Below are 22,413 nucleotides of genomic sequence, written 5' to 3'. Positions count from 1 at the left end.
GGAACGCGGCCGAGGACGCAATGTATATCTCGGGCAGCGTGACGGCGAACGACGGCACGACCCCCTATGTGATGACGCTGGCCAACGTTCCGGTGGACGGCTTCTGGAGCCTGATCGTCTACAACAAGGACGGATTTTTCGAGGCCCCAGTGGACGCTGTTTCCTTCAACAGCGTCACCGCGACACCGAATGCGGACGGCACGGTGACGCTGCATTTCGGCGGCAATCCCAAGGCGCCCAATTACCCGAATTACATGCTGCGGCTATATCAGCCGCAACAGTCGGTACTGGACGGCAGCTGGAGCGCACCGATTCCGACGCTGGCAGAATAGGGGGAAGGCATGACTGCGAACACGACGATGGCCGCCGCGCCGCTGGTACCGGTCAATCTCGACAATTTCATCCGGGTCGAAACACATCATTATATGAAGCAAGCGGTGGACAAGGGCTGCTTCGCCAAACTCTTGCATGCGCGTGGCCCAACGCCGGTGGACCAGCAGATCATCATCCGCCTTAACCTCGACACGCCCTACAGCGAAGGCGTGTTCGACTTGACCTCGCCGCTGACGATCACGATGCCGGACCCAAAGGGCCGCTTCCAGTCGCTATTGGTGATCAGCGAAGACCATTATATCCAGCATGTTAGCTATGGCGCCGGCACCTACAGCTTCACGGCTGACAGCGTCGGAAGCCGCTTTGCCTATGTCTTCATACGGACCTTCATGGACTCGCTCAGTCCCGACGATCTGGCGGCCGGTGCCGCCCTGCAGGATCAGATCCAAGTGGAGCAGGCGTCGGTGGGTTCATTTGAAGTGCCCGCCTGGGATCCGCAGAATCTCGCCAATGTGCGCGCGGCGCTTCTGGCCGGGGCTGTATACATGCCGGATGCAAAGCGGGCCTTCGGACGGCCGGACCAGGTGGACCCGGTGCGACGGCTGTTCGGAACGGCGGGCGGCTGGGGCGGCAATAACGAGCATGACGCTTTCTATTTCCCGTTCCAGCCCGCCGATAATGACGGCAACACGCCCTATGTGCTGACGGTCGCGGCTGTGCCGGTGGACGCCTTCTGGTCGATCACCGTCTATAATCAGAAGGGCTATTATGAGGCGCCCGAAAACGCGATCTCGGTGAACAACGTTACCGCCAGCCCGAACGAGGATGGCACGGTAACGGTCCATTTCGGCGGCGATCCCCAGGCACCCAACTACCTGCGGATCATGCCCGGCTGGAATTATCTGGTGCGATTATACCGTCCGCAGCAAGTGATCGTGGACGGCGACTGGCATTTCCCCACGGCCTCTCCCGCGGCAAAGTTATGATTGGCGTGATCAACTCAGGGACGGGGTGCTGTCCACCGCTAATTGCAACTCTTAAGGCTGAACTTGAGTTTCGAGCGAGCAAGGCGGGATGATTTTCTGCTGTCCTGCGTCGACCCCTATCGGACTCTCAGACGCAGATTTTCCGCTCCCAGGTGCGGACCGACAGCTTCTTTATTTTGGATGCCTTGGACAGGCGCGAAGCTAACCACGATTCAGGCGGCTGCAAGCGTAGACCTAAACTCGAAGCGATACCGGTAGCTTCCAAGTCCGTCGCACGAGCTTAGCTGGTGGTAGCAGCGAACACATCGAAGGGCGCGATGATTTCGTTTTCCCATTCCCAGTGCTTGCCAGTGCCAATGCTGAAGCGAGTAAGCCCTCAATCTGCAGGAAGGCTTTTGCTTTCGAGCGAGATCGGATCCGTATCGGTCAGCGTCAACGATCGCACCATGTTCGCTGTCGCCATCTTGTACTTCAGGAAATGGGCGCTGCGAATATGCGCGTCGTACGCGGCCTGGTCGGCATAGACCTCGGTCAGGCGGATCTGGTTAGGCTGCCCCCGAACGGCGACGGCGTAGAGCATCAGAACTCCGGGTTCGCTGCGCATGGAAACCTCGATCTCCTCCCGCAAATGCACCTTATAAGCCTCGATGCTTTCGGGTGCGATTTCGAGTTCGGCAAGTCGGACCATCGGCACGGTTTCGGCCATTGCGGACATACTTCAAACCAGACACGAAAACCCTGCCACAGCCTTCCAGCAGAAATCGTTCATGAAGTGATCCTCAACGCTGCGGCAGGGCGGGATGCAGGATTACCCCGGATTTCAGGCAACATCTGCATTGTACCCGAGATGGTCGATCTCACACGTTGAATTCCGTGCAAGAGTTCGTGGCGATCTTCTCATGACGTGGAAGGCGCGCGGAGGTGCATCCTGAGACGCATTCGATGGACCCCCGAACAGTACGGCCTGTCGTTCAATCCGAAGGACATTCTCCATGCATCTCAAACGTGCAGGATCGCAGCCATCTCTCGCCGGTCCGGCTGGGTGGTTCACCGGGACGGTGCGGATCGATCCGCTCAACACCGCCACGGAACCGGCGCGCCACAGCTGCGCCGCCGTTACTTTCGAGGCCGGCGCGCGTAGCAACTGGCACACACATCCGCTCGGTCAGACCCTGATCGTCACCAGCGGTTGCGGCTGGACCCAGTGCGAAGGCGAGGAGATCGTCGAAATCCGCGCTGGAGACGTCATCTGGTGCCCGCCCGGCCACATGCACTGGCACGGCGCCAGCCCGACCACGGCAATGACCCACATCGCCATTCAGGAGGCGCTGGACGGCAAGAACGTGGAATGGCTCGAACCGGTGACGGATGAGCAGTATCTGGCTGGCCCGCAGGCATGAGGGTGGCTACGCTCATGGCCATTGCTTCTCTCGCGGCAGGCACCGTGGGGCATGCGCAAGTTGCCCATCAGCACGAAATGCCGGTGGTAAAAGGATCGCCGGATAGCTTCACCGGCGATGTCTCTGTGCGAATTCTGGTCAAACCGCAGCCGCCGGCACAGGCGTCGGTCGGATCGGTGACATTTGCTCCGGGTGCGCGGTCGCATTGGCACACGCACCCGGCCGGGCAGACCCTGATCGTGACCGATGGATGTGGCTGGACGCAGGAAGCAGGTGGTCCCGTGCGTCGTATCTGCAAGGGCGACACTGTCACCGTCGCACCCGGTGTGCGGCACTGGCACGGAGCCACGGCCAACGGCGCCATGACCCACCTTGCGATTACCGAAACGGTCGATGGCCGCAATGTCGACTGGAAAGAACCGGTGAGCGCCGCCGAATATCAGGCCGCCGCGCTTACCGCACGATAGGAACAGGCAATGAATCCGACGTATGATTTCAACGGCCAGGTCGCGCTCGTGACCGGGGCGGCCAAGGGCATGGGCCTGGCCACCGCCCGCATGTTCGCGCAGAGTGGCGCCTCCGTATTGCTCGCTGATCTGGAAGGCGATCGCGCCGAGCAGGAGGCCGCGCGCATCGTCCGCGAAGGTGGCCGTGCCATTGCGTTCGCCTGCGATGTCGCGGACGAAACGCAAGTCTCGGCCATGGTGGACAAGGCGGTGGCCGAGTTCGGCCGCCTCGACATGGCATTCAACAATGCCGGCATTCAGGTGCCGCCCTCCGATGCGGCGGACGAGCCGGGCGACCAGTTCGACCGCGTGACCGCCGTCAACCAGCGCGGGGTCTGGGCCTGCATGAAGCACGAATTGCGGGTGATGCGCGCGCAAGGTTCGGGTGCCATCGTCAACTGTTCCTCGCTTGGCGGGCTCGTCGGCCTGCCGCAGCGCGCGGCCTATCACGGCACCAAACACGCAGTGCTCGGCATGACCAAGAGTGCGGCCATGGAATATGCGCCGCGCGGCATCCGCATCAACGCGGTCTGCCCCGGAACCATCGATACGCCAATGGTCGCCGACATGCTCGAAGGCCAACGCGAAGCCATGGCCGAGATCATGCGCGAACAGGTGATCGGCCGCCTTGGCCACGCCGACGAGGTAGCCGCTGCAGTGCTGTGGCTGTGCAGCCCCGGCGCCAGCTTCGTGATCGGCGTGGGACTTCCCGTTGATGGCGGCTTCACCGCGCATTGACATATATCCAAGGCAGGAGCCGACCATGAAAGCTCTGCTTCCCCTACTGGCAGGATTGACGACTATGACCGCAGGTGACCTTGAAGCGAAGATAACCGCGCCTTCAGGCAGCGTATCGCCGGCGCTGGCGGCGCACACCGAACAGCGCATCGACGGCGATCTCTGGAAGCGGACAGGGCTCTCCCCACGAGATCGTGCCCTCGTGGCAATCGCCGCACTGATCGCGCGCGACGAGAGTGCCGGAGTGGGTGCCTACGCTGAGAAGGCCCTCGAATACGGTGTGAAGCCCGCCGAACTGTCGGAAGCCGTGCTGCACCTTGCCTATTATACCGGCTGGGGCAATGCGATGAACGCTGTTGCACCCATAGCTGCCGTGTTCGAAAGACGCGGCATCGGTGCCGATCAGTTGCCGGACGTTTCCCCCCGACTGCTTCCGCTCGACGAAGCGGCGGAGGCGGCGCGCAGTACCCACGTCAGCGCACAGTTCGCCGCCGTTGCACCGGGGCTGGTCGACTACACCACCAACTATCTCTTCCGTGATCTCTGGCTGCGCCCCGATCTCGCCCCGCGCGACCGCAGCATGGTCACGGTGGCCGCGCTGATGACGATGGGGCAAGCGGAGCAGATTCCCTTCCACCTGAACAAAGCGATGGATAACGGCCTGACCGCGACCGAGGCTGGAGAAATAGTCACGACGATTGCCTTCTACGCCGGTTGGCCCAAGGCGTTCTCGGCGGCGCCGGTCGTCGCCAAAGTGCTGGAGCAGCGCGGAGGCTGACGCTTCACCTGCAGGATGGCGATCTGCCTGACTCCGGCTTAGGATGAGCGAAACTCAACGCGCCAGCTGCTGGACCCGACCTCACGATGGACAACGAACCCCGGACCCCGCCCGGCCGCAAATCGCGATTTCGACGCTCGGACATCGCGAGCCTCGGATACTTCCTCGCCATCGCGCGGCATCGCAATTTCCGGCTGGCGGGGCTGGAAATCGGGGTCAGCACCTCGGCGATCAGCCATTCGCTGCGCGGTCTGGAGGAAAGCATCGGTGTCCGCCTTTTCAACCGGACCAATCGCAGCGTGACCCTGACTGCGGCAGGCGAGGAACTGCTTGGCGAGATTGCCGAACCGTTCGACCGGATCGACAATGCCATCGATGTCCTGAACCGCTTCCGGGGATCGCCGGCCGGGCGCATCAGGTTGAATGTGCTCGACATCGCCGCAACATATCTGATCGCGCCGATCATGCCTGCCTTTCTCGACCGCTATCCCGATGTCGAGATCGACCTGCGCGTATCGAACAGCATCGACGATATAGTTGGCGGCGGTTTCGATGCAGGAATCCGTTATGGCGGCACGGTGCCCGAAGACATGATCGCGCAGCGTCTCTCAGCGCCCATCCGCTGGGTAGCTGTTGGCGCACCGGCCTATTTCGAGCGCTTCGGCATACCCCGTCATCCCGACGATCTGCTTGCGCATCGCTGCGTGCAGATACGTCTGGGAGACGACCGGATCTATCGCTGGGAGTTCGATCGCGGGTCGGAGTCGGTTGCCCTTGCCGTGCCCGGCGCGATCACGATTGACTCCAGCGACATCGCCCGCGCACTGGCACTCAATGGCGCGGCGATCATGTACGCTCCCGAACCCGCCATTGCCCGCGAGGTGGCGCGCGGCGAGCTGCAGATCGTGCTGGAGGACTGGGCCTCTCCCGGTCCGGCCATGCACATCTACTATCCCGGACGCCGCCAGGTGCCGGTAGGCCTGCGCCTGCTGATCGATCTTGTCCGCGAACTGCGCCCATTGGGCTACTAACGTGAATGGTCTTGAATGCACCTCAATGCGGCATCGCGATCCTCGCGGCTGATCTGTTTCGGCCGTGTGGGCGCCAGTGACCGTTCGTGAATGGCAAGTTTCAGCAAGATTAATGGGACTCGGAAAGGGCAGCAATGGGCGGCGCGTGGCTGCCTTCCCGCCGTCGACCCTTCATTGCCGTTCAGCCGCCAAATTTCGATGCCCAGGACCGGACCGGCAGCTATCCCGGTTTCGACCAGAAAGCGCCGTTAGCGATTGTGTTTGGAATGGCAGGTCACGCCAGAACCAGCCATTCCCCATTCTGTCCCTGCCATTCTCGGCCGTTCAGCGCTTTGAGGCGTAACCGGAACGGCAGCTTAGATGCGTTCCCGAAAGCCCGCATTTCAGTCGCCGCCAACTTGACCCTCGATTACATACCCCGCCTCACGCCAGGCCTGCATCCCGCCGTCCAGCGCACTGGCGCGGGGGAAGCCGAGGTCGCGCAGCGTGGCCGCCGCCAGCGTCGAGATTTTGCCGAACTCGCAGCAAGTGACGATCTTCACGGTAGGATCGCAGAGCATCGCGTTGACGCGCAGTTCCAGTTGCCCGCGCGGCAGGTGGATCGCGCGGGGGACGTGGCCTGCCTCGAACGCGTCCTTCTCGCGCACGTCCAGCACGACCAGGGCGTTGCCATTGCGGCCGATCCGCGCGGCCAGTTCCTCCAGCGCGATGAAGGGCACTTTGGCGGCGGCCTCGGCCAGCAGTTGGGCCACGGTCTTGCCGCCGTTCATGTTGGTGCGTAGCGCCTCGGTCAGATGGGTCGGCGCGGCGAGGTCCAGTTGCTGCATCATCGCCACGAACTCGGCCCGATCGGTCTTCTGCAGGCGAGGGTTTCCGGCAATCTCGGCGCCGATGGTCGAGTGGCTGCGGCCCTTGTAGTCGTGCGCGGGGTAGACCCGCGTATCCGCCGGCAGAGTCAGCAGCTTGCCGAAGAGGCTGTCGAACAGCGCCTCGGGATCGCCGCTGGGCAGGTCGGTGCGGCCGGTGCCGCCGATCAGCAGGGTGTCGCCGGTGAACACCCGGTCCGCCGCGACAAGGCACAGGGAATCGCGCGTGTGCCCCGGCGTATGCATCGCGCGCAGGCGCAAGTTGCCGACGATCAGCGTGTCCCCGTCATCCAGCCGCATGTCCGCATAGGGCGCCGGACTCAGCCGGTTCATCACCACCGGGGCATGGAGCAGCTGGGCAAGCTCCCGGCTGGCAGAGAAGTGATCGGCGTGGGTATGCGTGTCGATCACGTAGCGCACGTGAACGCCCATCTGCCCGGCCAGACCCATATAGCGGTCTATCTGCGACTGTTCGGGATCGATCAGCACCGCCGCACGCGTTTCCGGGCAGGCGAGGAGGTAGGACTGGCAGCCCCCCGTTGCGATTTGCTCGAAAAGCATAGGCGCATCTCCCGGCGATGAAGGCTCTTTCTGCCCGTCTCCATCGGGCCCAACAAGGCCGCGTCTCCGTTTCGGGCGCATATCTTTCGGGTGGGGCGAGCCTTGGCCGGGGTGGACCGAATCCGCACGGCTTGCCTCGGCAGGGGCGGGAATCCTAACCCTCGGCGTCCGGGTCACATTTTTCAGATCAAGGACATATCATGAAATTCGCTCTCGCCGCGCTGACCGCGCTTGCCGGCTTTGCCGCTGCCACGCCCGCCATGGCCGATGTCGTGACGGCAGAGGCCAACGTCGCCCGTTCCGAAGGCGATTGGGGCGGCGAACTGGCCGTGGGCGTGCCGGTGGTCCAGGACGGCGGCTTCGCGATCACGCCGGGCGTCGGCCTGTTCTTCCACGACCGCGATCATCCGAACTACTACCACGACAATGGCGACTGCTTCAGCAAGCAGAGCGGCGATCAGGTGTCCGGCGGCAAGTGCGACGATTCCGGCACCAAGGTCTTCGCCAAGGTGGAGGCGACCTATCGCCTGCCGATGTTGCTGGCGCTTGGCGTCGGCGCGCGGCTGAGCGGGGATAATGTGCGGCCCTATGGCACGGTATCGATGCCGGTGTTTCCGCATATCGATGTGAAGGGCAACGTGGGCGACCACTATGTCGCAGCGGGGCTGCAGGCGCGGTTCTGAACTGGTCGAAGATCCTCCCCATCGGGGGAGGGGGATCGCCCGTAGGGTGGTGGAGGGGGCTGGCGCAGCGCTGCCGAAAGCCCCCTCCGTCAGCGCTGCGCGCTGCCACCTCCCCCGGTGGGGGAGGAGCTTTGAGGCTTAGCCTTCCAGCAGGTCCAGATAGGCGATCACGTCATTATCGGTGGCGATGAACAGGCCGTCCTGCACGTCCTCGGTCTGCTGAGAGGCGACCTCCATCGCTTCCCATAGCGACCCGTAGAACAGCGTGGTCACCCCGCCGCCCTCGGGGCCGCCGTCGAGGTGGTAGAGCCGCACCGAAGCTTCGCCTGAAGTGGTGCGCATCAGCCCTTGTCCTCTGGGCGTTCGCGCTTGGCGCCATCGACCACGCGGTCGATCCGGGCGACTTCCGCCTCGGTGGCCTTGCGCTCGTTCTTGCTGCGGCCGTGCTGCGCGCGGTTGGCGTCTGCCTGCGCCTTGCTTTCCGAACGGGCCTTGGCCTTGCGGGCCATGCGCAGGTTGACGATCTCGGCCATGAGACCCTTCTACGCCTCGATGGGCGCGGTGGTAACCCCCAGATCGGGCAGGCCGACGGAGCGCTTGCCGGAAAAGTCCGTGCGCACGACGATCAACCCGTCCTTCTCCAGGAAATCGAGCAGTCGCTGCACGCGGCGCGGGCTGCTGGTGCCGTATGTCCGGGCCAGCACCATGTCGTCCGGGCAGGGCTGATCGTTCATCGCGGCGAGCGCGATCAGGTAGAATGGCGCCAGCGCATCGTCGGGCACGTGCTTGGCCAGATTGAACAGGTCGAACCACTTTTCGTCGTCCGGATCCTCGATCCCCGCCAGCGCGGCGGCGAAGCCGCGGCGGAAGGTCGTGGCGTCCAGCCCGCGCACCGAAATGCCCTTCATGCGGCAGCGGATCGTGAAGTCCTGGAACAGCGTGGTGGCCGGCTGGAACGCGCAATCGTCGTCCTTCGCCATCAGGTTCAGAATCTCGACCATCGCCGCGCGGTTTTCCTCGGGCTCCGGCTCCGGACGCTCGGGGCGCGGGGGCGGGGCGGCGGCGAGGGTGGGCGATTGCTCGATGGAGGCGGACAGGTCCTCCACATCGATCACCGGGCGCGGCGGCGGGCGGTGGAACTCCTGCCGCTCCGGCTCGACGTGCAGATTGTCGTGCAGCAACTCTCGCAGTTCGTCGGTGGAGGCGGTGGGCAGCGGCATCAGGCCGGGCGTGATCGACTTGGCGCCGGTGCGCACGGTGCCGATGTTGACCGCCACCGGGCGACGGCTGATCGCCGGGCCCAGGCCCAGGAACTGGCCGCGCGCAAGATCGCGGATCGATTCCGCCTGCCGCCGTTCCATGCCGAGCAGGTCTGCCGCGCGGATCATGTCGATGTCCAGGAAGGTGCGGCCCATCAGGAAGTTGCTGGCTTCCGCCGCCACGTTCTTGGCCAGCTTGGCCAGACGCTGGGTGGCGATGACGCCCGCCAGACCGCGCTTGCGGCCACGGCACATCAGGTTGGTCATTGCCGCCAGGCTGACGCGGCGCGCTTCTTCGGTGACTTCGCCGGCAGCGGCAGGCGCGAACATCTGCGCTTCGTCCACCACCACCAGCACCGGATACCACTGCTCACGCGGGGCATCGAACAGGGCGTTCAGGAACTGCGCGGCGCACTTCATCTGCTGGTCGATTTCCAGCTCGTCCAGCGCCAGCACGACCGAGGCGCGATGCTGGCGGATGCGCGCGCCAAGGCGGACGATCTCCGCCTCCGCATAAGCAGCGCCGTCGATCACCACGTGGCCGAATTCCTCGGCCAGACTCACGAAGTCGCCTTCCGGATCGATCACCACCTGCTGCACGATCGGCGCGCTCTCTTCCAGCAGGCGGCGCAGCAGGTGCGACTTGCCGGACCCGGAATTGCCCTGCACCAGCAGGCGGGTCGCGAGAAGTTCCTTGATGTCGATCTCGATCGGTTCGCCCTGCGGCGTCTGCCCGATCACGATGTTGGCGCTCACAGGTGCCTATTGGCAAAACCGGACGGGCGGGCGCAAGGGGGCGCGCCGCCTTTATCCATAGGTAGCGGCTCGGGGTGGCGGCCTCAGTCCGCCAGCGCGCTCCTCATGCGGGCCTGCAGTTCGGGCAGCACTTCGTTCTCGAACCAACGATTCCGCGCCATCCACAGGCGGCTGCGCCATGCGGGATGGGGCAGGGGGAAAAATCCTTCGGGGGCATCCCGCCAACGGCGGACGGCTTCGGTCATGTTCGGCGCGAATCCGCGCGGCAGGTAGCGTTTCTGCGCGTACTGGCCGACCAGCAGCGTCAGCCGCACGTCCGGCAGAGCGGCGCGCAGGCGGGAATGCCACAGCGGCGCGCATTCCGGACGCGGGGGCAGATCGCCGCCGGTACCTTTGCCCGGATAGCAGAAGCCGCTGGGCATATGCGCCACGCGCTCCGGATCGTAGAAGGTTTCGGGCGAAAGGCCGGTCCAGTCGCGCAGGCGGTCTCCGCTGTCGTCATCCCAGGCAATGCCGCTGGCGTGGACCTTGCTGCCCGGCGCCTGACCGATCACCAGAATCCGCGCGCCGAGGCCGGCCTGCACCACCGGACGCGGCGAGTGCGGCAGGGAATCGGCACAGACGCGGCAGGCGCGGATCGCGGCTAGCAGACCGTCCAGATCGGGCTCCCCCTCCACGGTGCCGCTATCCGGCGACCCGCAGCGAGGTGAGCGAGGAGGAATAAGGCGCAACCAGTTCCGCCGCGCGTTTCCAGTCGCCCTTCAGCCACAGATCGTGCGCGGCGGGATCGGCGGGCAGGATCACCGGCATCGTATCGCGCCCCTCCGCCCGCAGCGCGGCATTGGCGGGGGTGGTGAGCAGCGCGAAGCTGGGCACTTCGCTGTCCTTCCACACGGCCGCCATGGCGAAGATCGGCTGGTCGGACGCGCCGAACCAGCACTGGCGGCGCTTGCCGTCGCGCGGATCGACCTTGCCCCATTCCATGAAGGCACTGGCCGGGACGAGGCAGCGAAACTCGCTGTTGCGCAAGTTGCCGATCCAGAACGGGCTTTCTAGATTGCGCACGGTCAGGATGCCGTGGCGCCGTTCATCCGAGCCTTGCGGCGGCGGCGGCACGCCCCAGAGGCGCGGAATCATGCGGCGCGGCAGGCGCTTTTCCGGGCGCGGCCCCGCCACGAACTCGCGCCCCATGATGATCACCGGGGCAAAGCCGCCCGCCGAAACCGAGCCGCCGGGCCAGGGATCGTCGCCTGCATCGAACCCGAAAGTGCGGGCAACTTCGCGGGCGGGCGCGTCAAGGCGATAGATCATCGGCATGTCTGCTTCGGGCCCTAGACGCAGGAAAAAGCCGCGTCTATCGTCCCGCCATCCCCGGGGAGCTTGTGCCCAAGGCTTTCGAATCCCGAAAGCCGAACGGAAACAAATGGCTGAGAGGGGCAGGTCACGCTGCCCGACCCGTTGAACCTGAACCCGTTAACACGGGCGGAGGGAAGGGCGGGCCACAGGACTATTCTGTCGCGACCTTTCTTTCGTCCATAAGCCGAAGGAAAATCGCTTATGGCCGACATCAACTCCAAGCTGGAGATCGGCGTTACCACCGGACCCATTCGCGGGTCGAAGAAGATTCACGTCGGGCCCTTGGGGGTCGCGATGCGGGAAATTCACCTTGAGCCCGGTTCGGGCGAGGCGCCGGTACGTGTCTACGATACGTCCGGCCCCTACACCGATCCGAACGTCACCATCGACATCGCGGCCGGTCTTGCCGCCAAACGCCGCGAATGGATCCTCGCCCGCGGCGACGTGGAGGATTACGAAGCCCGCGCCGTCAAGCCGGAGGACAATGGCCAACTCGGACCTCATCGTTCGGGCGGCGTCCCGGCGTTCCCCAACGTGGTGAAGCGCCCGCTGCGTGCGAAGCCGGGCATGAATGTCAGCCAGATGCACTACGCCCGCCGAGGCATCATCACGCCGGAGATGGAATACGTCGCCGAGCGTGAGAACCTTGGCCGTGCGATGCTGAAAGAATATGCGCGCGACGGTCAGGACTGGGGCGCGGCCATCCCCGACTACGTCACCCCCGAATTCGTGCGCGAGGAAGTGGCGCGCGGCCGGGCGATCATCCCTTCCAACATCAACCACCCCGAAAGCGAGCCGATGGCGATCGGCCGCAACTTCCTGGTCAAGATCAACGCCAATATCGGCAACTCCGCCGTCGCCTCGGACGTGGCGAGCGAGGTGGACAAGATGGTCTGGTCGATCCGCTGGGGCGCGGACACGGTGATGGACCTGTCCACCGGGCGCAACATCCACGACACCCGCGAATGGATCATCCGCAACTCACCCGTGCCGATCGGCACCGTGCCGATCTATCAGGCACTGGAAAAGGTCGGCGGCATTGCCGAGGACCTGACCTGGGAAGTGTTCCGCGACACCCTGATCGAACAGGCCGAGCAAGGCGTGGACTATTTCACCATCCACGCCGGCGTGCGCCTGCCCTTCGTGCCGCTCGCCGCCAAGCGCGTGACCGGCATCGTCAGCCGCGGCGGATCGATCATGGCCAAGTGGTGCCTTGCCCATCACAAGGAATCGTTCCTCTACGAACGCTTCGACGAGATCACCGAGATCATGAAGGCCTACGACGTCGCCTACTCGCTGGGGGATGGCCTGCGCCCCGGCTCGATCGCGGATGCCAATGACGAGGCGCAGTTCGCCGAACTCTACACCCTTGGCGAACTGACCAAGCGCGCCTGGGCGCAGGACGTGCAGGTGATGATCGAGGGGCCGGGCCATGTGCCGATGCACAAGGTGAAGGAGAACATGGACAAGCAGCTTGAGGCTTGCGGCGAAGCGCCGTTCTACACCCTCGGGCCGCTCGTGACCGACATTGCGCCGGGCTACGACCACATCACCAGCGGCATCGGCGCGGCCATGATCGGCTGGTACGGCACGGCGATGCTCTGCTACGTCACGCCCAAGGAACACCTTGGCCTGCCGGACCGCGACGACGTGAAAGTCGGCGTCGTCACCTACAAGCTGGCCGCTCATGCCGCCGATCTGGCCAAGGGGCATCCGGCCGCCAAAGTCCGCGACGATGCGCTGTCCCGCGCGCGCTTTGAATTCCGCTGGCGCGACCAGTTCAACCTCAGCCTCGATCCCGACACCGCCGAACAGTACCACGACCAGACGCTTCCGGCCGAGGGCGCCAAGTCCGCGCATTTCTGCTCGATGTGCGGGCCGAAGTTCTGTTCGATGAAGATCAGCCAGGAAGTGCGGGACTTCGCGGCGAAGCAGAACCAGCCTTCGACCAGCTTCATCGCAGCGGAAGAGGGCGGCATGCTCGCCATCTCCGAGGCGGAGGCCGGCATGGCTCAGATGAGCAAGGTGTTCAAGGAAACCGGCAGCGAACTCTACATGGGCGCGGGCGGGTGCGAGCACGACTGACCGCGAGATTTCCCAAGACCCCACTTTTTGCGCTGCACTGCAAGAAAAGCGGGGTCTCCCGCCTTCGCGGTTGCGGAATGGGGTGCTAGGATGAGGGCCCCCTCAGGAGCCCCGAGTCCATGCGCAACCCCTCCGCCGACTGGATGAAGCTGGCGACCGACAGCTATTTGCTCTGGGCCGATTCGATGATGGTGATCGGGATGCGCACCTCGGACATGATGACCGGGCGCGGCAGCAGCCACGAGAATGTGCGCATGGTCACCGAAAAGGTGCAGGCCAACGCGGAACTGGCGGCCAAGCTGTTCTGGGGCGGCCCGACGACGCCCGAACGCGCCGCCCACAAGGCCGTGCGCCATTATCGCAAGCGCGTAAGGGCCAACCGCCGCCGACTTTCGAAGCGGTAAGGGGGGGGGCGGGCCACTCCCTTGCACTAACCCAATATTCGTCATTGCGAGCGTAGCGAAGCAATCCAGAGCGGCGCAAACCGCCCCTGGATTGCTTCGCTACGCTCGCAATGACGAAAGGGGGAGGTCGCGCCTCGCCTGGATCACCGCTTGCGCACGAACTCCGCGCGCAGCACCAGACCCTTGATGCCGGGATACTTGCAGTCGATCTCCTGCGCGTCGCCGGTCAGCCGGATCGAGGGGATCAGCGTGCCGCGCTTCAGCGTCTGGCCCGCGCCCTTCACGTCCAGGTCCTTGATCAGCGTCACCGCATCGCGCACTTCGATGGTGTCCGCCGCCGCGCGCTTGGCCGCGAGTTCGGAAGCGGGCAGCCATTCGCCGCTCTCTTCGTCGTAGATATAGTCTTCGTCGTCGCCCGACATGTCGTATTCTCCTGTTTTTCAGGCCCATGACAGGGCAAGCTGGCTTTGGCGAGCACCAAGGAGAGGCTGGGCATGAGCGCGGATAAGCAGGGCAAGGTCCATATAGGCATCGGCGGCTGGAGCTACGACCCCTGGCGAGAGACGTTCTATCCCAAGACCGTCTCCAAGGCGCGCGAGCTGGAATATGTCGGCCAGACCCTGACCGGCACGGAGATCAACGCCACTTTCTACGGCCGCCAGAAGCCCGCCAGCTACATCAAGTGGCGCGATACGGTGCCGGACGGCTTCCACTTCACGCTGAAGGGGTCGCGCTATTGCACCAACCGCAAGAACCTTGCTGAAGCCGGGGAGAGCGTGACCAACTTCGTCGAACAGGGCATCGTCGAACTGGGCGCGAAGCTGGGGCCGATCAACTGGCAACTGGCCGCGACCAAGAAGTTCGATGCTGACGAGATTGCCGCCTTTTTCGCCCTGCTTCCGAAGGAGCATGAGGGGCTGCACTTGCGCCACGCCATCGAGGCGCGGCACGAAAGCTTCGACGATCCCGCCTTCTTCGATCTCGCCCGCAAGGCCGGGGTGGCGGTGATTCTGGCGGACAGCCCGAAATACCCGGCCTTCGAAGCGGCGGCCGATGCCGCGCCCTTCGTCTACGCCCGCCTGCAAAACGCCCGCGCCGAGATCGAGCAGGGCTATCCCGACGCCGAACTCGACGCGTGGGCGGGGAAAATCCGGGGCTGGTCGAAAGACGGCAAGGACGTCTTCGTCTTCTTCATCGCCGGCGACAAACAGAGGAACCCGGCGGCAGCCATGGCGCTGATCGCGAAGCTGGCGGGATGACGAGGCAGTGGTCGCTCTACCCCCGATTCCGCTCAGGCTGAGCTTGTCGAAGCCCCGACGGCGTGGCGCGTACATCCTTCGACAAGCTCAGGATGAGCGGGGAGGGGGGAGACTTGGTCCAAGCCGGTCGCTCGGAACCTCCATCGCACTCCTCCGTTCCCTTGAGATGAGAAATCTCCTCGCCGCATCCGTACTCGCCGTGGCCCTTGCGGCCTGTTCCTCCGAACCCGCCAAGGCGCCCGAGCAGGCCAGCGAGACGGCGACCGCGCCGGCTGTGCCGGATGAGGTCGTAACCGAAGCGCCCACGGCATCCCCGACGACTGCGCCCGCGACCGACGCCAAAGTGCTGTCGCTGGAGGGCTTGGGCAATCTGCGCATCGGTGAGCCGGTACCGGCCGGATCCTCCTGGGCAGAGCGCGGGGCGCAAGCGTCCGACACCTGCCGCACGGTCACCTCGCCGGACTATCCGGGCGTCTATGCCATCGTCGAGCAGGGCAAGGTGCGGCGCATCACGGTGGGTGAGCGGTCGCAGGTCAAGCTGGTCGAAGGCGTGGGCGTCGGTTCCAGCGAGGCGGACGTGACGAAGTGGTTCGCCGGCTTCCGCGCGGAACCGCACAAGTACGAGGCGGCGCCTGCCAAGTATCTGACCGCGCCCAATGCGAAGAGCGGCGATCCTGCCTTGCGGTTCGAAATCGATCACGAGGGCAAGGTCAGCGCGATCCACGTCGGCACGATGCCTGTGCTGGCTTACGTGGAAGGCTGCGCTTAACACCCTTTTGCCCTGCCCTTAGGGCTGGCGCTCGCTTCGCACATGCGGCATGGGCAATTGATGCGTTCCCCCGATGCCCCCGATGTCAGGTCCGACCGCTTCCCGATGGGGGAAGTGGAATTCGTCCTCCTGATGGCCTCGCTCCAGGCGCTGATGGCGCTGTCGATCGATGTCATGCTGCCCGCGCTGGGCGCGATTTCGCACGATCTGCGATTGACCGACCCCAATCAGCGGCAGCTTATCGTCGGCGTCTTCCTGATCTGCTCCGGCCTGGGATCGCTGTTTCCCGGCGCTTTGGCGGACCGGTTCGGGCGGCGGCCGGTGGTGCTGACCGCGATCGCCGCTTACGTGATTACCGCCTTCCTTTGCGCGATTTCCGGCAGTTTCATGCTGCTGCTGATCGCGCGCGGGTTCATGGGGGCGTTCTGTTCGGCGATGATGGTCATGCCGATGACCATCCTGCGCGACCGCTTCGATGGCGACCGGATGGCGCGCACCCAGTCGCTGGTGGCGATGACGTTCATGGTGGTGCCGATGGTGGCGCCGATGATCGGGCAGACCGTGCTGCTGTTCGCCGGCTGGCGCTGGATCTTCGGGATCATGTGCACGATGGGCGTGATCGTGCTGGTCTGGAGCTGGTTGCGCCTGCCGGAAACGCTTCATGCCGATTATCGCCAGCCGATCCAGCCGCGCGTGATCGCCGGCAACATGGTGATGGCGATGAAGGAGCGCGCCTCGCTGGGGTACTTCCTGGGGGCGGCATTCGTGCAGGGCGCACTGTTCGGCTACATCAATTCCGCGCAGCAGCTGGTGGGCGAGCATTTCGGCGCCGGCACGCTGTTTCCGGTAGTGTTCGGCGGCATGGCGCTGGTCATGGCCTGCAGCAACTTCGCCAATTCGCGCATCGTAGAGCGGTTCGGCGCGCGGCGCGTCTCGCACGCGGCGCTGTGCTGCTACATCCTGTTCGCCGCGATCCACCTTGTGCTGGCGATGCGGGGTGAAAGCCTCTGGATGTTCATTCCGCTGATGACGGCGACGATGTGCATGATGAGCTTCATCGGTGCCAACTTCCAGGCGATCTCGCTCCAACCCTTTGCGCGGATCGCGGGGGCGGCGGCGTCGGTCATGTCGTTCGTGCGGACGGTGCTGGGCGCGGCGCTGGGATCGCTGATCGGGCAGGCCTATGACGGCACCGCGCGGCCGATCCTGGCGGCGATGGTGGTCTGCGGGCTGACCTCGCTGGTGCTGGTGCTCTATTCGGAGAAAGGGCAGCTGTTCCGCCGGGTCAATCCGCCGGGCTTCTACAAGGCGCATCCGCCAGCGGCGGGACACGAGTTCTGATGGTGTTTCGGGGGCGCACCGCCCCCGAATGTCATTCCGCTATGGTGGTTAGACCCTTCTGCCACGGAACAGCTGCACCAGTCCGACGACGATCGCGACGACCAGCAGCACGTGGATCAGCGCGCCCGTAACGTGGAATACGACGAAGCCCAGCAGCCACAGAATGATGAGGATGGCGGCTATGGTGAAAAGCATGGCATCTTCTCCTTGGTGAGATGCCGATAGAAACGCGCAAGGCGCTACTTGGCTGCACAGGCAATGCGGCAAATGCAACTCGTCTCAGGGGAGGGGCAGGCGGCAGATTGCAACGTTTGCAGCTGTTGCCGCGCCGCAGCGGGCCGGGCATGGTCCGGATGCGACCGCGAATCGCCCTTGCGCGCATCTCGCTGCCGCCCTTCGGGTCCACCGTTCAATACGATAGACAAGCGAAACAGACCGGCCGGGATAACCGACCGGTCTGTTTCGCTTGTGCTGCCGGCTGGCTTTGAAGGTTCAGTTTGGGAAGGTTCAGCTTGGGCTGGGTGGCGGGCGCCGGTGGGCCATGTCGGCAAGTTCGCGCCGGGACACGGCCGGGCGCGGCGCCTCGGTTTCCGGCCGCGGCCTTGCACGCGCTTCGCGCCACGATTGCCAGAGCAGCGCCGCCTTGCGCGGGCCGGATACGCGCACGCGGTGGTCCCAGGCATGGGCGCCCAATTTCTCCACCTCGCGCGCGATGTCGCCATAGATATCGGCGGCGGCCAGCACCGCCCAGCGCTGGCGAAAGGCCAGCCTGGCTGCGCCTACCCGGGCGGAGGCTTCGTAGTCCCGCGCCAGCGCACAGGCGCGTGCCACCAGCGGCACCAGGGCGCCGCGATAATGGGGCTTGGTCACTTCGCCGGGCGGAATGTCCGCTTCGGCCAGCCATTCCTCCGGCAGATAGCAGCGGCCCAGCGCGTCATCTTCCCAGACGTCGCGCACGATGTTGGCCAGCTGGAAGGCAATGCCAAGGTCGCAGGCGCGGTCCAGCGTATCGTCGTCGGCCGGGTCCACGCCCATGACCAGCGCCATGATCACGCCCACCGCGCCGGCCACGTGATAGCAATAGCGCAGCATGTCCGCCTCGCTGCGTGGGCGCCATCCGCTGGCGTCCAGCGCGAAGCCGGCCAGCACGTCCTCGATCAATCCATCGGCGATCGGCACCTCGCGCCGCAATTGGCCCAGCGCGTCGAAGGCCGGGGTGCCGGTGCCTTCGCCCGCAAGCGCGAGTTCGGTCAGCGTGCGGATCGTCGCCAGCCGGTCCTGCGGGGCGAGGCGTGTGCCCAAGGGAGCCCGGCGCGCGGCCCGGCCGTGGTCCTGCTCATCGGCGATATCGTCGCAGGCGCGGCACCAGGCATAGAGCAGCCACACGCGTTCGCGCGTGGTCCGATCGAACAGCCGGCTGGCCGCGGCAAAGCTTTTCGAACCCTTGCGGATCGAGCTTTGCGCGGCTTGCACCAGGTCTGCGCGATCGGACGTCATGGCCGGTCCTAGAGCGTGCTCGGGTCCATTTTGACGATCGGCACGATCGGCTCATGCGCCGCCATGCGCGTCAGCAGGGGTTCCAGTTCGGTATCGTCGATGATGATGCCCTGATGCGCCGGGCGGACGAAGCCCACTTCGGCCATGTGGCGGTTGAAGGCCAGCAGCAGGTCGTAGAAGCCGAAGGAATTGAGCACGCCCACCGGCTTGTCGTGATATCCCAGCTGCGCCCAGCTGACCGCTTCCCACAGCTCGTCCATGGTGCCGACGCCGCCGGGGATGACGATGAAACCGTCCGACAGGCGGGTGAATTCCGCCTTGCGCTCATGCATGGTCTTCACGATGTGCAGTTCGGTGCAGTCGTTGTTGGCGACCTCGCCACCGCGCCCGTTACCGCCGACAAGCGCTTCGGGGATCACGCCGATCACTTCGCCGCCTTCGGCCAGCGCGCCGGCCGCCACAGCGCCCATCAGGCCCAGCCGGCCGCCGCCGTAGACCACGCCGATGCCCTTGCGCGCCAGCGTGGCGCCCACTTCACGGGCCAGTTCGATGTAGCGCGGGTCGGCGGGGGTGGCCGAACCGCAATAGACGGCGATACGCTTCATTTCAGTCGATAACCTTCAGTTGTACCGCCGCACCATCGGGCAGATCGCGTGTCTGCCGCGCCAGGTCGCCGGTTAGATAGATCAGTTTGACAAGATCGATGCTGATCAGGTTCTCGGGCGCATAGTCGCCCGCGATCAGGGCCGGAAGCGTCAGGCTGTAGACTTCCCCCATTCCCGTCCAGCCCAGCCGCTTCGTCGCCGCATCGATCAGCGCATCGGCGCGCCAGATCGCCTGTGTTTCCTCCAGCGCCATGTGATCGCGCGCCGCCGCTTCGTCGCCCAGCAGGGTGACGGTGCCCATTTCGGGATCGACATAGTGGAACGCGCCGGCCTTGTCGGTAACCAGCAAGTGCCCCATCAGGCTGTGCGCCACCACTTCGGCGAAAGTCACGCCGGTCCAGCCCCACGCGGTGTTGAGGGCGTTGACTTCGCGGCTCATCGCAATTGCTCCACCATCAGCTTGGCGGTCGCCTTGGCACTGCCGACGACGCCGGGAATGCCCGCGCCCGGATGGGTGCCGGCGCCGACGAGGTAGAAGTTCTTCAGCTTGTCATCCCGGTTATGGCCGCGGAACCACGCGCTTTGCGTCAGCAGCGGCTCCAGGCTGAAGGCATTGCCCTTGTAGGCGCTCATGTCGCGTTCGAAATCGGGCGGGGCATAGTGGAACTTGGTGACGATGCGGTCGTCCAGATCGGGGATCAGGCGGCGGCTGACTTCGGCCAGCACGCGGCGTTCCAGCACCGGGCCCACTTCGTTCCAGTCCACCGGCAGCTTGCCCATGTTGGCCACGGGGACAAGCGCATAGAACGTGCTCTTGCCCGCCGGCGCCATCGACGGATCGGTGACGCTGGGGTGGTGGAGATAGATCGAGAAATCGCGCGGCAGCACGCCGTGTTCGTAGATATCGTCCAGCAGGCCCTTGTAGCGCGGGCCGAACAGCACGCTGTGGTGCGGGATGCCCGGCCAGGTGCCCTCCAGCCCGAAATGGACCACGAAGACGCTGGGCGAGAAGCGCTTGTGCGCCAGCTTCTTCGCCATTTCCTGCCCGCGCAGGCTGCCCGCCAGCAGATCGCGATAGGAATGCATGATGTCGCCATTGCTGGCCACCGCGTCGAAACGGCCCTTCCAGCCGCTTTCGCATTCCACTTCGGTCACCCGGTCGCCCACGGTGTGGATATGCGCAACTTTGTCGCCCAGCCGGATGGTGCCGCCGATGCGTTCGAACTGGCGGGCCATCGCCTGCGCCAGCTTGTTGGTGCCGCCGCGCGCCCACCAGACGCCGCCGTCCTTCTCCAGCTTGTGGATCAAGGCATAGATCGCGCTGGTGGTCATCGGATTGCCGCCTACCAGCAGTGTGTGGAACGAGAGCGCCTGGCGCAGATGCTCGTCCTTCACATAGTGCGAGACCATCGAATAGACCGATCGCCACGCCTGATAGCGGGCCAGCGCCGGCGCTGCCTTCACCATGCTGGAGAAATCCAGGAACGCCTGGTGCCCCAGCTTGACGTAGCCTTCCTGATAGACCCCCTCCGCATAGTGGAGGAATTCCTCGTACCCGCCGATATCGTTGGGGGCGACGCGGGCGATTTCGCGGCGCAGGACATTGTCGTCGTTCGAATAGTCGAACGTCACGCCGTCGGTCCAGTTGAGCCGGTAGAACGGCATGACCGGCATGATCTCGACATCGTCGGCCATGTCATGGCCGGACAGCGCCCAGAGTTCGCGCAGGGCCGCCGGGTCGGTGATGACGGTGGGGCCGCCGTCGAACGTGAAGCCGTCCACCTCGCGCACCCAGGCGCGCCCGCCCACGGCATCGCGCGCTTCGATCAGGGTGGTTTCGACACCGGCGTTCTGCAGGCGGATGGCAAGCGCAAGCCCGCCGAAACCGCCGCCGACCACGCAGGCCCGGCTGGATATGACGGTGGTCATCATGCCGGACCCTGCTCAAGTCCCAGATCGGCAAGCGGCCTGCCGCCGCCCGAAAGGCTGGCCAGCGCCGCGCCCAGCGGCACCGGCGGGCGGCCGATCAGCAGTCGTGCCCGGTCCGCCAGCGTGGAGCGGCCGGCGTAGAAACGCTCCACCAGCGGCTGCGGCAGGCGATAGAATCGTTCGAGTACCCGCCATCGCGCACCCGGCGGTGCGGCGGCGAACAGCATGCGAGTCAACATCCGGTAATAGCGCCCCCCGCGCCAATGGTTTGCGGCCCATGCATGGCTGACCCTTCCTAGGCTGATGCCGGAGAGCTTGTCGAGAGTGGTGAGATGATGCGCGAAACGGGCGGCGTCGGGAAGCGAATAGGACGTCAGCGGATGAACCAGAGCTGCACGGGCCCCGGCGCGTGCCATTTCCGGTGCTTCGCCGGCGGCCCAGAAACGTTCGAAGTCTCCATCGGCGATCACCGGCAGCACGCCGGTCTCTTCGTATTCCACAGCGGCGACGTCCCAGCCGGCAGCGCGCGCATAGTCGGCGATGCGGCCGCGCAGCAGGGGAAGGTCCAGCACCGGGCTGTCGGCATAATAAGTGTCCTCAAGGAAGATCTCGTTTGCGGAGAAGGGCAGGGCATAGACAAAGCGGTAGCCGTCCGCCTGTTCCACGCGCGCGTCCATCACCACTGGATGTTCCAGCCCGTGCGGCCGGGCGGTGCGCAGCATCTGCCCCGCGAATTTCTGCCAGCCGCCGGCCATGTGCGGCAACCCGCGCGCGCCGCGTGCGTCGATCACGGCGTCGGCCGCTATGCTGCACCCATCGGCCAGCGTGACCGACGTCGGCGTGGCGTGCCGGACTTCCGCGCCGGTGAGCAGCGTGCCCTCCGGCACCGCCGCGCGCACAGTGGCATCGAGGTTGCGGCTGGTGACGCTGGCGTAAGGCGTGGAGAGATGGCGGGAGAAACCGGGAAAGTGCACGTCATATCCCGGCCAGCGCGCGGCGACCATCGGGATGACCAGTTCGCGCGCGGCCGGCGTCAGATCGCTTTCGAAGAAGGACCAGACGTGCTCACCCCCCAATGTTTCGCCGCGCTCGATCAGAAGCACGCGCAATTCCGGGCGGTGACGCGCCATGGCAAGCGCGATCAGCGATCCGGCAAGACCGCCGCCAAGGATAGCCAGGTTGCACGTGCGAAGCTCCATCGTCCTGACGTTTAGGGAAGCCGGGGCCATGTCGCAACGTGGCAGGACAACTTGGCAGGCTTCGTTGTATGC

27 protein-coding genes are annotated in these 22,413 nt (G+C 65.1%); 13 read left to right on the top strand and 14 right to left on the bottom strand.

What is annotated here, in order from left to right; all coding sequences use genetic code 11:
* Positions 1–20 precede the first annotated feature (20 nt).
* Both ACZ1JV_RS24005 and ACZ1JV_RS24000 read left to right on the top strand, forming a co-directional pair.
* Positions 21–332: a DUF1214 domain-containing protein gene (locus tag ACZ1JV_RS24005; protein ID WP_465150837.1), complete on the top strand. Its 312-nt coding sequence runs from the start codon at positions 21–23 to the stop codon at positions 330–332.
* A 27-nt stretch (positions 333–359) separates the two neighbouring features.
* The gene (locus tag ACZ1JV_RS24000) at positions 360–1,319 is read left to right on the top strand and encodes a DUF1214 domain-containing protein (protein ID WP_465150836.1); all 960 of its coding nucleotides are present in this window, start codon (positions 360–362) and stop codon (positions 1,317–1,319) included.
* Positions 1,320–1,695: 376 nt separating this feature from the next.
* Here the strand turns inward: ACZ1JV_RS24000 and ACZ1JV_RS23995 are convergent, their stop codons facing one another.
* Entirely contained in the window at positions 1,696–2,025 is a 330-nt protein-coding gene (locus tag ACZ1JV_RS23995) for a putative quinol monooxygenase (protein WP_465150835.1), read from the bottom strand.
* A 286-nt stretch (positions 2,026–2,311) separates the two neighbouring features.
* Here ACZ1JV_RS23995 and ACZ1JV_RS23990 point away from each other — a divergent pair, with 286 nt between their 5' ends.
* The 5 genes from ACZ1JV_RS23990 to ACZ1JV_RS23970 all read left to right on the top strand — a co-directional run bounded on the left by ACZ1JV_RS23990 (position 2,312) and on the right by ACZ1JV_RS23970 (position 5,772).
* Positions 2,312–2,719 (top strand): (R)-mandelonitrile lyase, encoded by a 408-nt coding sequence (locus tag ACZ1JV_RS23990; RefSeq protein WP_465150834.1) that lies wholly within the window; start codon positions 2,312–2,314, stop codon positions 2,717–2,719.
* A gap of 14 nt (positions 2,720–2,733) precedes the next feature.
* A complete protein-coding gene (locus ACZ1JV_RS23985; protein ID WP_465150833.1) occupies positions 2,734–3,186 on the top strand; it encodes a (R)-mandelonitrile lyase in 453 nt (150 codons plus the stop codon).
* A 9-nt stretch (positions 3,187–3,195) separates the two neighbouring features.
* A complete protein-coding gene (locus tag ACZ1JV_RS23980; RefSeq protein WP_465137296.1) occupies positions 3,196–3,963 on the top strand; it encodes a glucose 1-dehydrogenase in 768 nt (255 codons plus the stop codon).
* Between the two features lie 64 nt (positions 3,964–4,027).
* Complete coding sequence (locus ACZ1JV_RS23975; protein WP_465150832.1) at positions 4,028–4,741, top strand: carboxymuconolactone decarboxylase family protein; 714 nt, start codon at positions 4,028–4,030, stop codon at positions 4,739–4,741.
* An 86-nt stretch (positions 4,742–4,827) separates the two neighbouring features.
* Entirely contained in the window at positions 4,828–5,772 is a 945-nt protein-coding gene (locus ACZ1JV_RS23970; RefSeq protein ID WP_465150831.1) for a LysR family transcriptional regulator, read from the top strand.
* 383 nt (positions 5,773–6,155) lie between these two features.
* On the opposite strand, the gene ACZ1JV_RS23965 is transcribed toward ACZ1JV_RS23970, so the two are convergent.
* Positions 6,156–7,199: an MBL fold metallo-hydrolase gene (locus tag ACZ1JV_RS23965; RefSeq protein ID WP_465150830.1), complete on the bottom strand. Its 1,044-nt coding sequence runs from the start codon at positions 7,197–7,199 to the stop codon at positions 6,156–6,158.
* A gap of 200 nt (positions 7,200–7,399) precedes the next feature.
* Between ACZ1JV_RS23965 and ACZ1JV_RS23960 the strand changes: the two genes are divergently transcribed.
* The gene (locus ACZ1JV_RS23960) at positions 7,400–7,882 is read left to right on the top strand and encodes a hypothetical protein (protein WP_465150829.1); all 483 of its coding nucleotides are present in this window, start codon (positions 7,400–7,402) and stop codon (positions 7,880–7,882) included.
* 138 nt (positions 7,883–8,020) lie between these two features.
* Here ACZ1JV_RS23960 and ACZ1JV_RS23955 read toward each other — a convergent pair whose 3' ends face one another.
* From ACZ1JV_RS23955 to ACZ1JV_RS23935, 5 genes are all read right to left on the bottom strand, one after another.
* Entirely contained in the window at positions 8,021–8,224 is a 204-nt protein-coding gene (locus ACZ1JV_RS23955; protein WP_465137301.1) for a hypothetical protein, read from the bottom strand.
* Positions 8,224–8,415 carry a DUF4169 family protein gene (locus tag ACZ1JV_RS23950; protein WP_465150828.1) on the bottom strand — a complete coding sequence of 64 codons (192 nt, stop codon included), beginning with the start codon at positions 8,413–8,415 and terminating at the stop codon, positions 8,224–8,226. Before ACZ1JV_RS23950 ends, ACZ1JV_RS23955 begins: the two co-directional genes overlap by 1 nt.
* 9 nt (positions 8,416–8,424) lie before the next feature.
* Positions 8,425–9,897 carry a helicase HerA domain-containing protein gene (locus tag ACZ1JV_RS23945; protein ID WP_465150827.1) on the bottom strand — a complete coding sequence of 491 codons (1,473 nt, stop codon included), beginning with the start codon at positions 9,895–9,897 and terminating at the stop codon, positions 8,425–8,427.
* Between the two features lie 83 nt (positions 9,898–9,980).
* The gene (locus ACZ1JV_RS23940; protein WP_465150826.1) at positions 9,981–10,574 is read right to left on the bottom strand and encodes a uracil-DNA glycosylase family protein; all 594 of its coding nucleotides are present in this window, start codon (positions 10,572–10,574) and stop codon (positions 9,981–9,983) included.
* A 7-nt stretch (positions 10,575–10,581) separates the two neighbouring features.
* On the bottom strand, positions 10,582–11,208 hold the full coding sequence (locus ACZ1JV_RS23935) for an SOS response-associated peptidase family protein (protein ID WP_465150825.1): 627 nt from the start codon (positions 11,206–11,208) through the stop codon (positions 10,582–10,584).
* A gap of 246 nt (positions 11,209–11,454) precedes the next feature.
* On the opposite strand from ACZ1JV_RS23935, the gene thiC reads away from it, so the two are divergent.
* Positions 11,455–13,338 carry a phosphomethylpyrimidine synthase ThiC gene (gene thiC / locus ACZ1JV_RS23930; RefSeq protein ID WP_465150824.1) on the top strand — a complete coding sequence of 628 codons (1,884 nt, stop codon included), beginning with the start codon at positions 11,455–11,457 and terminating at the stop codon, positions 13,336–13,338.
* A 119-nt stretch (positions 13,339–13,457) separates the two neighbouring features.
* Positions 13,458–13,742: a hypothetical protein gene (locus tag ACZ1JV_RS23925; RefSeq protein WP_465150823.1), complete on the top strand. Its 285-nt coding sequence runs from the start codon at positions 13,458–13,460 to the stop codon at positions 13,740–13,742.
* A 143-nt stretch (positions 13,743–13,885) separates the two neighbouring features.
* Here the strand turns inward: ACZ1JV_RS23925 and ACZ1JV_RS23920 are convergent, their stop codons facing one another.
* Complete coding sequence (locus tag ACZ1JV_RS23920) at positions 13,886–14,164, bottom strand: PhnA domain-containing protein (RefSeq protein ID WP_465150822.1); 279 nt, start codon at positions 14,162–14,164, stop codon at positions 13,886–13,888.
* A 72-nt stretch (positions 14,165–14,236) separates the two neighbouring features.
* On the opposite strand from ACZ1JV_RS23920, the gene ACZ1JV_RS23915 reads away from it, so the two are divergent.
* From ACZ1JV_RS23915 to ACZ1JV_RS23905, 3 genes are all read left to right on the top strand, one after another.
* Positions 14,237–15,001, top strand: a complete 765-nt coding sequence (locus ACZ1JV_RS23915) for a DUF72 domain-containing protein (RefSeq protein ID WP_465150821.1) — start codon at positions 14,237–14,239, stop codon at positions 14,999–15,001.
* Positions 15,002–15,167: 166 nt separating this feature from the next.
* Positions 15,168–15,770, top strand: coding sequence for a hypothetical protein (locus tag ACZ1JV_RS23910; protein WP_465150820.1), 603 nt, complete (start codon positions 15,168–15,170; stop codon positions 15,768–15,770).
* A 60-nt stretch (positions 15,771–15,830) separates the two neighbouring features.
* On the top strand, positions 15,831–17,111 hold the full coding sequence (locus ACZ1JV_RS23905) for a multidrug effflux MFS transporter (RefSeq protein ID WP_465150819.1): 1,281 nt from the start codon (positions 15,831–15,833) through the stop codon (positions 17,109–17,111).
* A gap of 48 nt (positions 17,112–17,159) precedes the next feature.
* On the opposite strand, the gene ACZ1JV_RS23900 is transcribed toward ACZ1JV_RS23905, so the two are convergent.
* From ACZ1JV_RS23900 to crtY, 6 genes are all read right to left on the bottom strand, one after another.
* Entirely contained in the window at positions 17,160–17,306 is a 147-nt protein-coding gene (locus ACZ1JV_RS23900) for a lmo0937 family membrane protein (protein ID WP_395327998.1), read from the bottom strand.
* Positions 17,307–17,618: 312 nt separating this feature from the next.
* A complete protein-coding gene (locus tag ACZ1JV_RS23895) occupies positions 17,619–18,608 on the bottom strand; it encodes a phytoene/squalene synthase family protein (protein WP_465150818.1) in 990 nt (329 codons plus the stop codon).
* Between the two features lie 8 nt (positions 18,609–18,616).
* Positions 18,617–19,213, bottom strand: a complete 597-nt coding sequence (locus ACZ1JV_RS23890; protein ID WP_465150817.1) for an LOG family protein — start codon at positions 19,211–19,213, stop codon at positions 18,617–18,619.
* 1 nt (position 19,214) lies between these two features.
* Positions 19,215–19,652: a hypothetical protein gene (locus ACZ1JV_RS23885; RefSeq protein WP_465137313.1), complete on the bottom strand. Its 438-nt coding sequence runs from the start codon at positions 19,650–19,652 to the stop codon at positions 19,215–19,217.
* Entirely contained in the window at positions 19,649–21,145 is a 1,497-nt protein-coding gene (locus ACZ1JV_RS23880; protein ID WP_465137314.1) for a phytoene desaturase, read from the bottom strand. The genes ACZ1JV_RS23885 and ACZ1JV_RS23880 overlap by 4 nt, the downstream gene beginning before the upstream one ends.
* On the bottom strand, positions 21,142–22,341 hold the full coding sequence (gene crtY, locus ACZ1JV_RS23875; protein ID WP_465150816.1) for a lycopene beta-cyclase CrtY: 1,200 nt from the start codon (positions 22,339–22,341) through the stop codon (positions 21,142–21,144). Before crtY ends, ACZ1JV_RS23880 begins: the two co-directional genes overlap by 4 nt.
* Between the last annotated feature and the right edge of the window lie 72 nt (positions 22,342–22,413).

Source organism: Novosphingobium sp. BL-S-19 (assembly GCF_055521675.1).
This window is presented reverse-complemented; position numbering and strand designations above follow the sequence as displayed.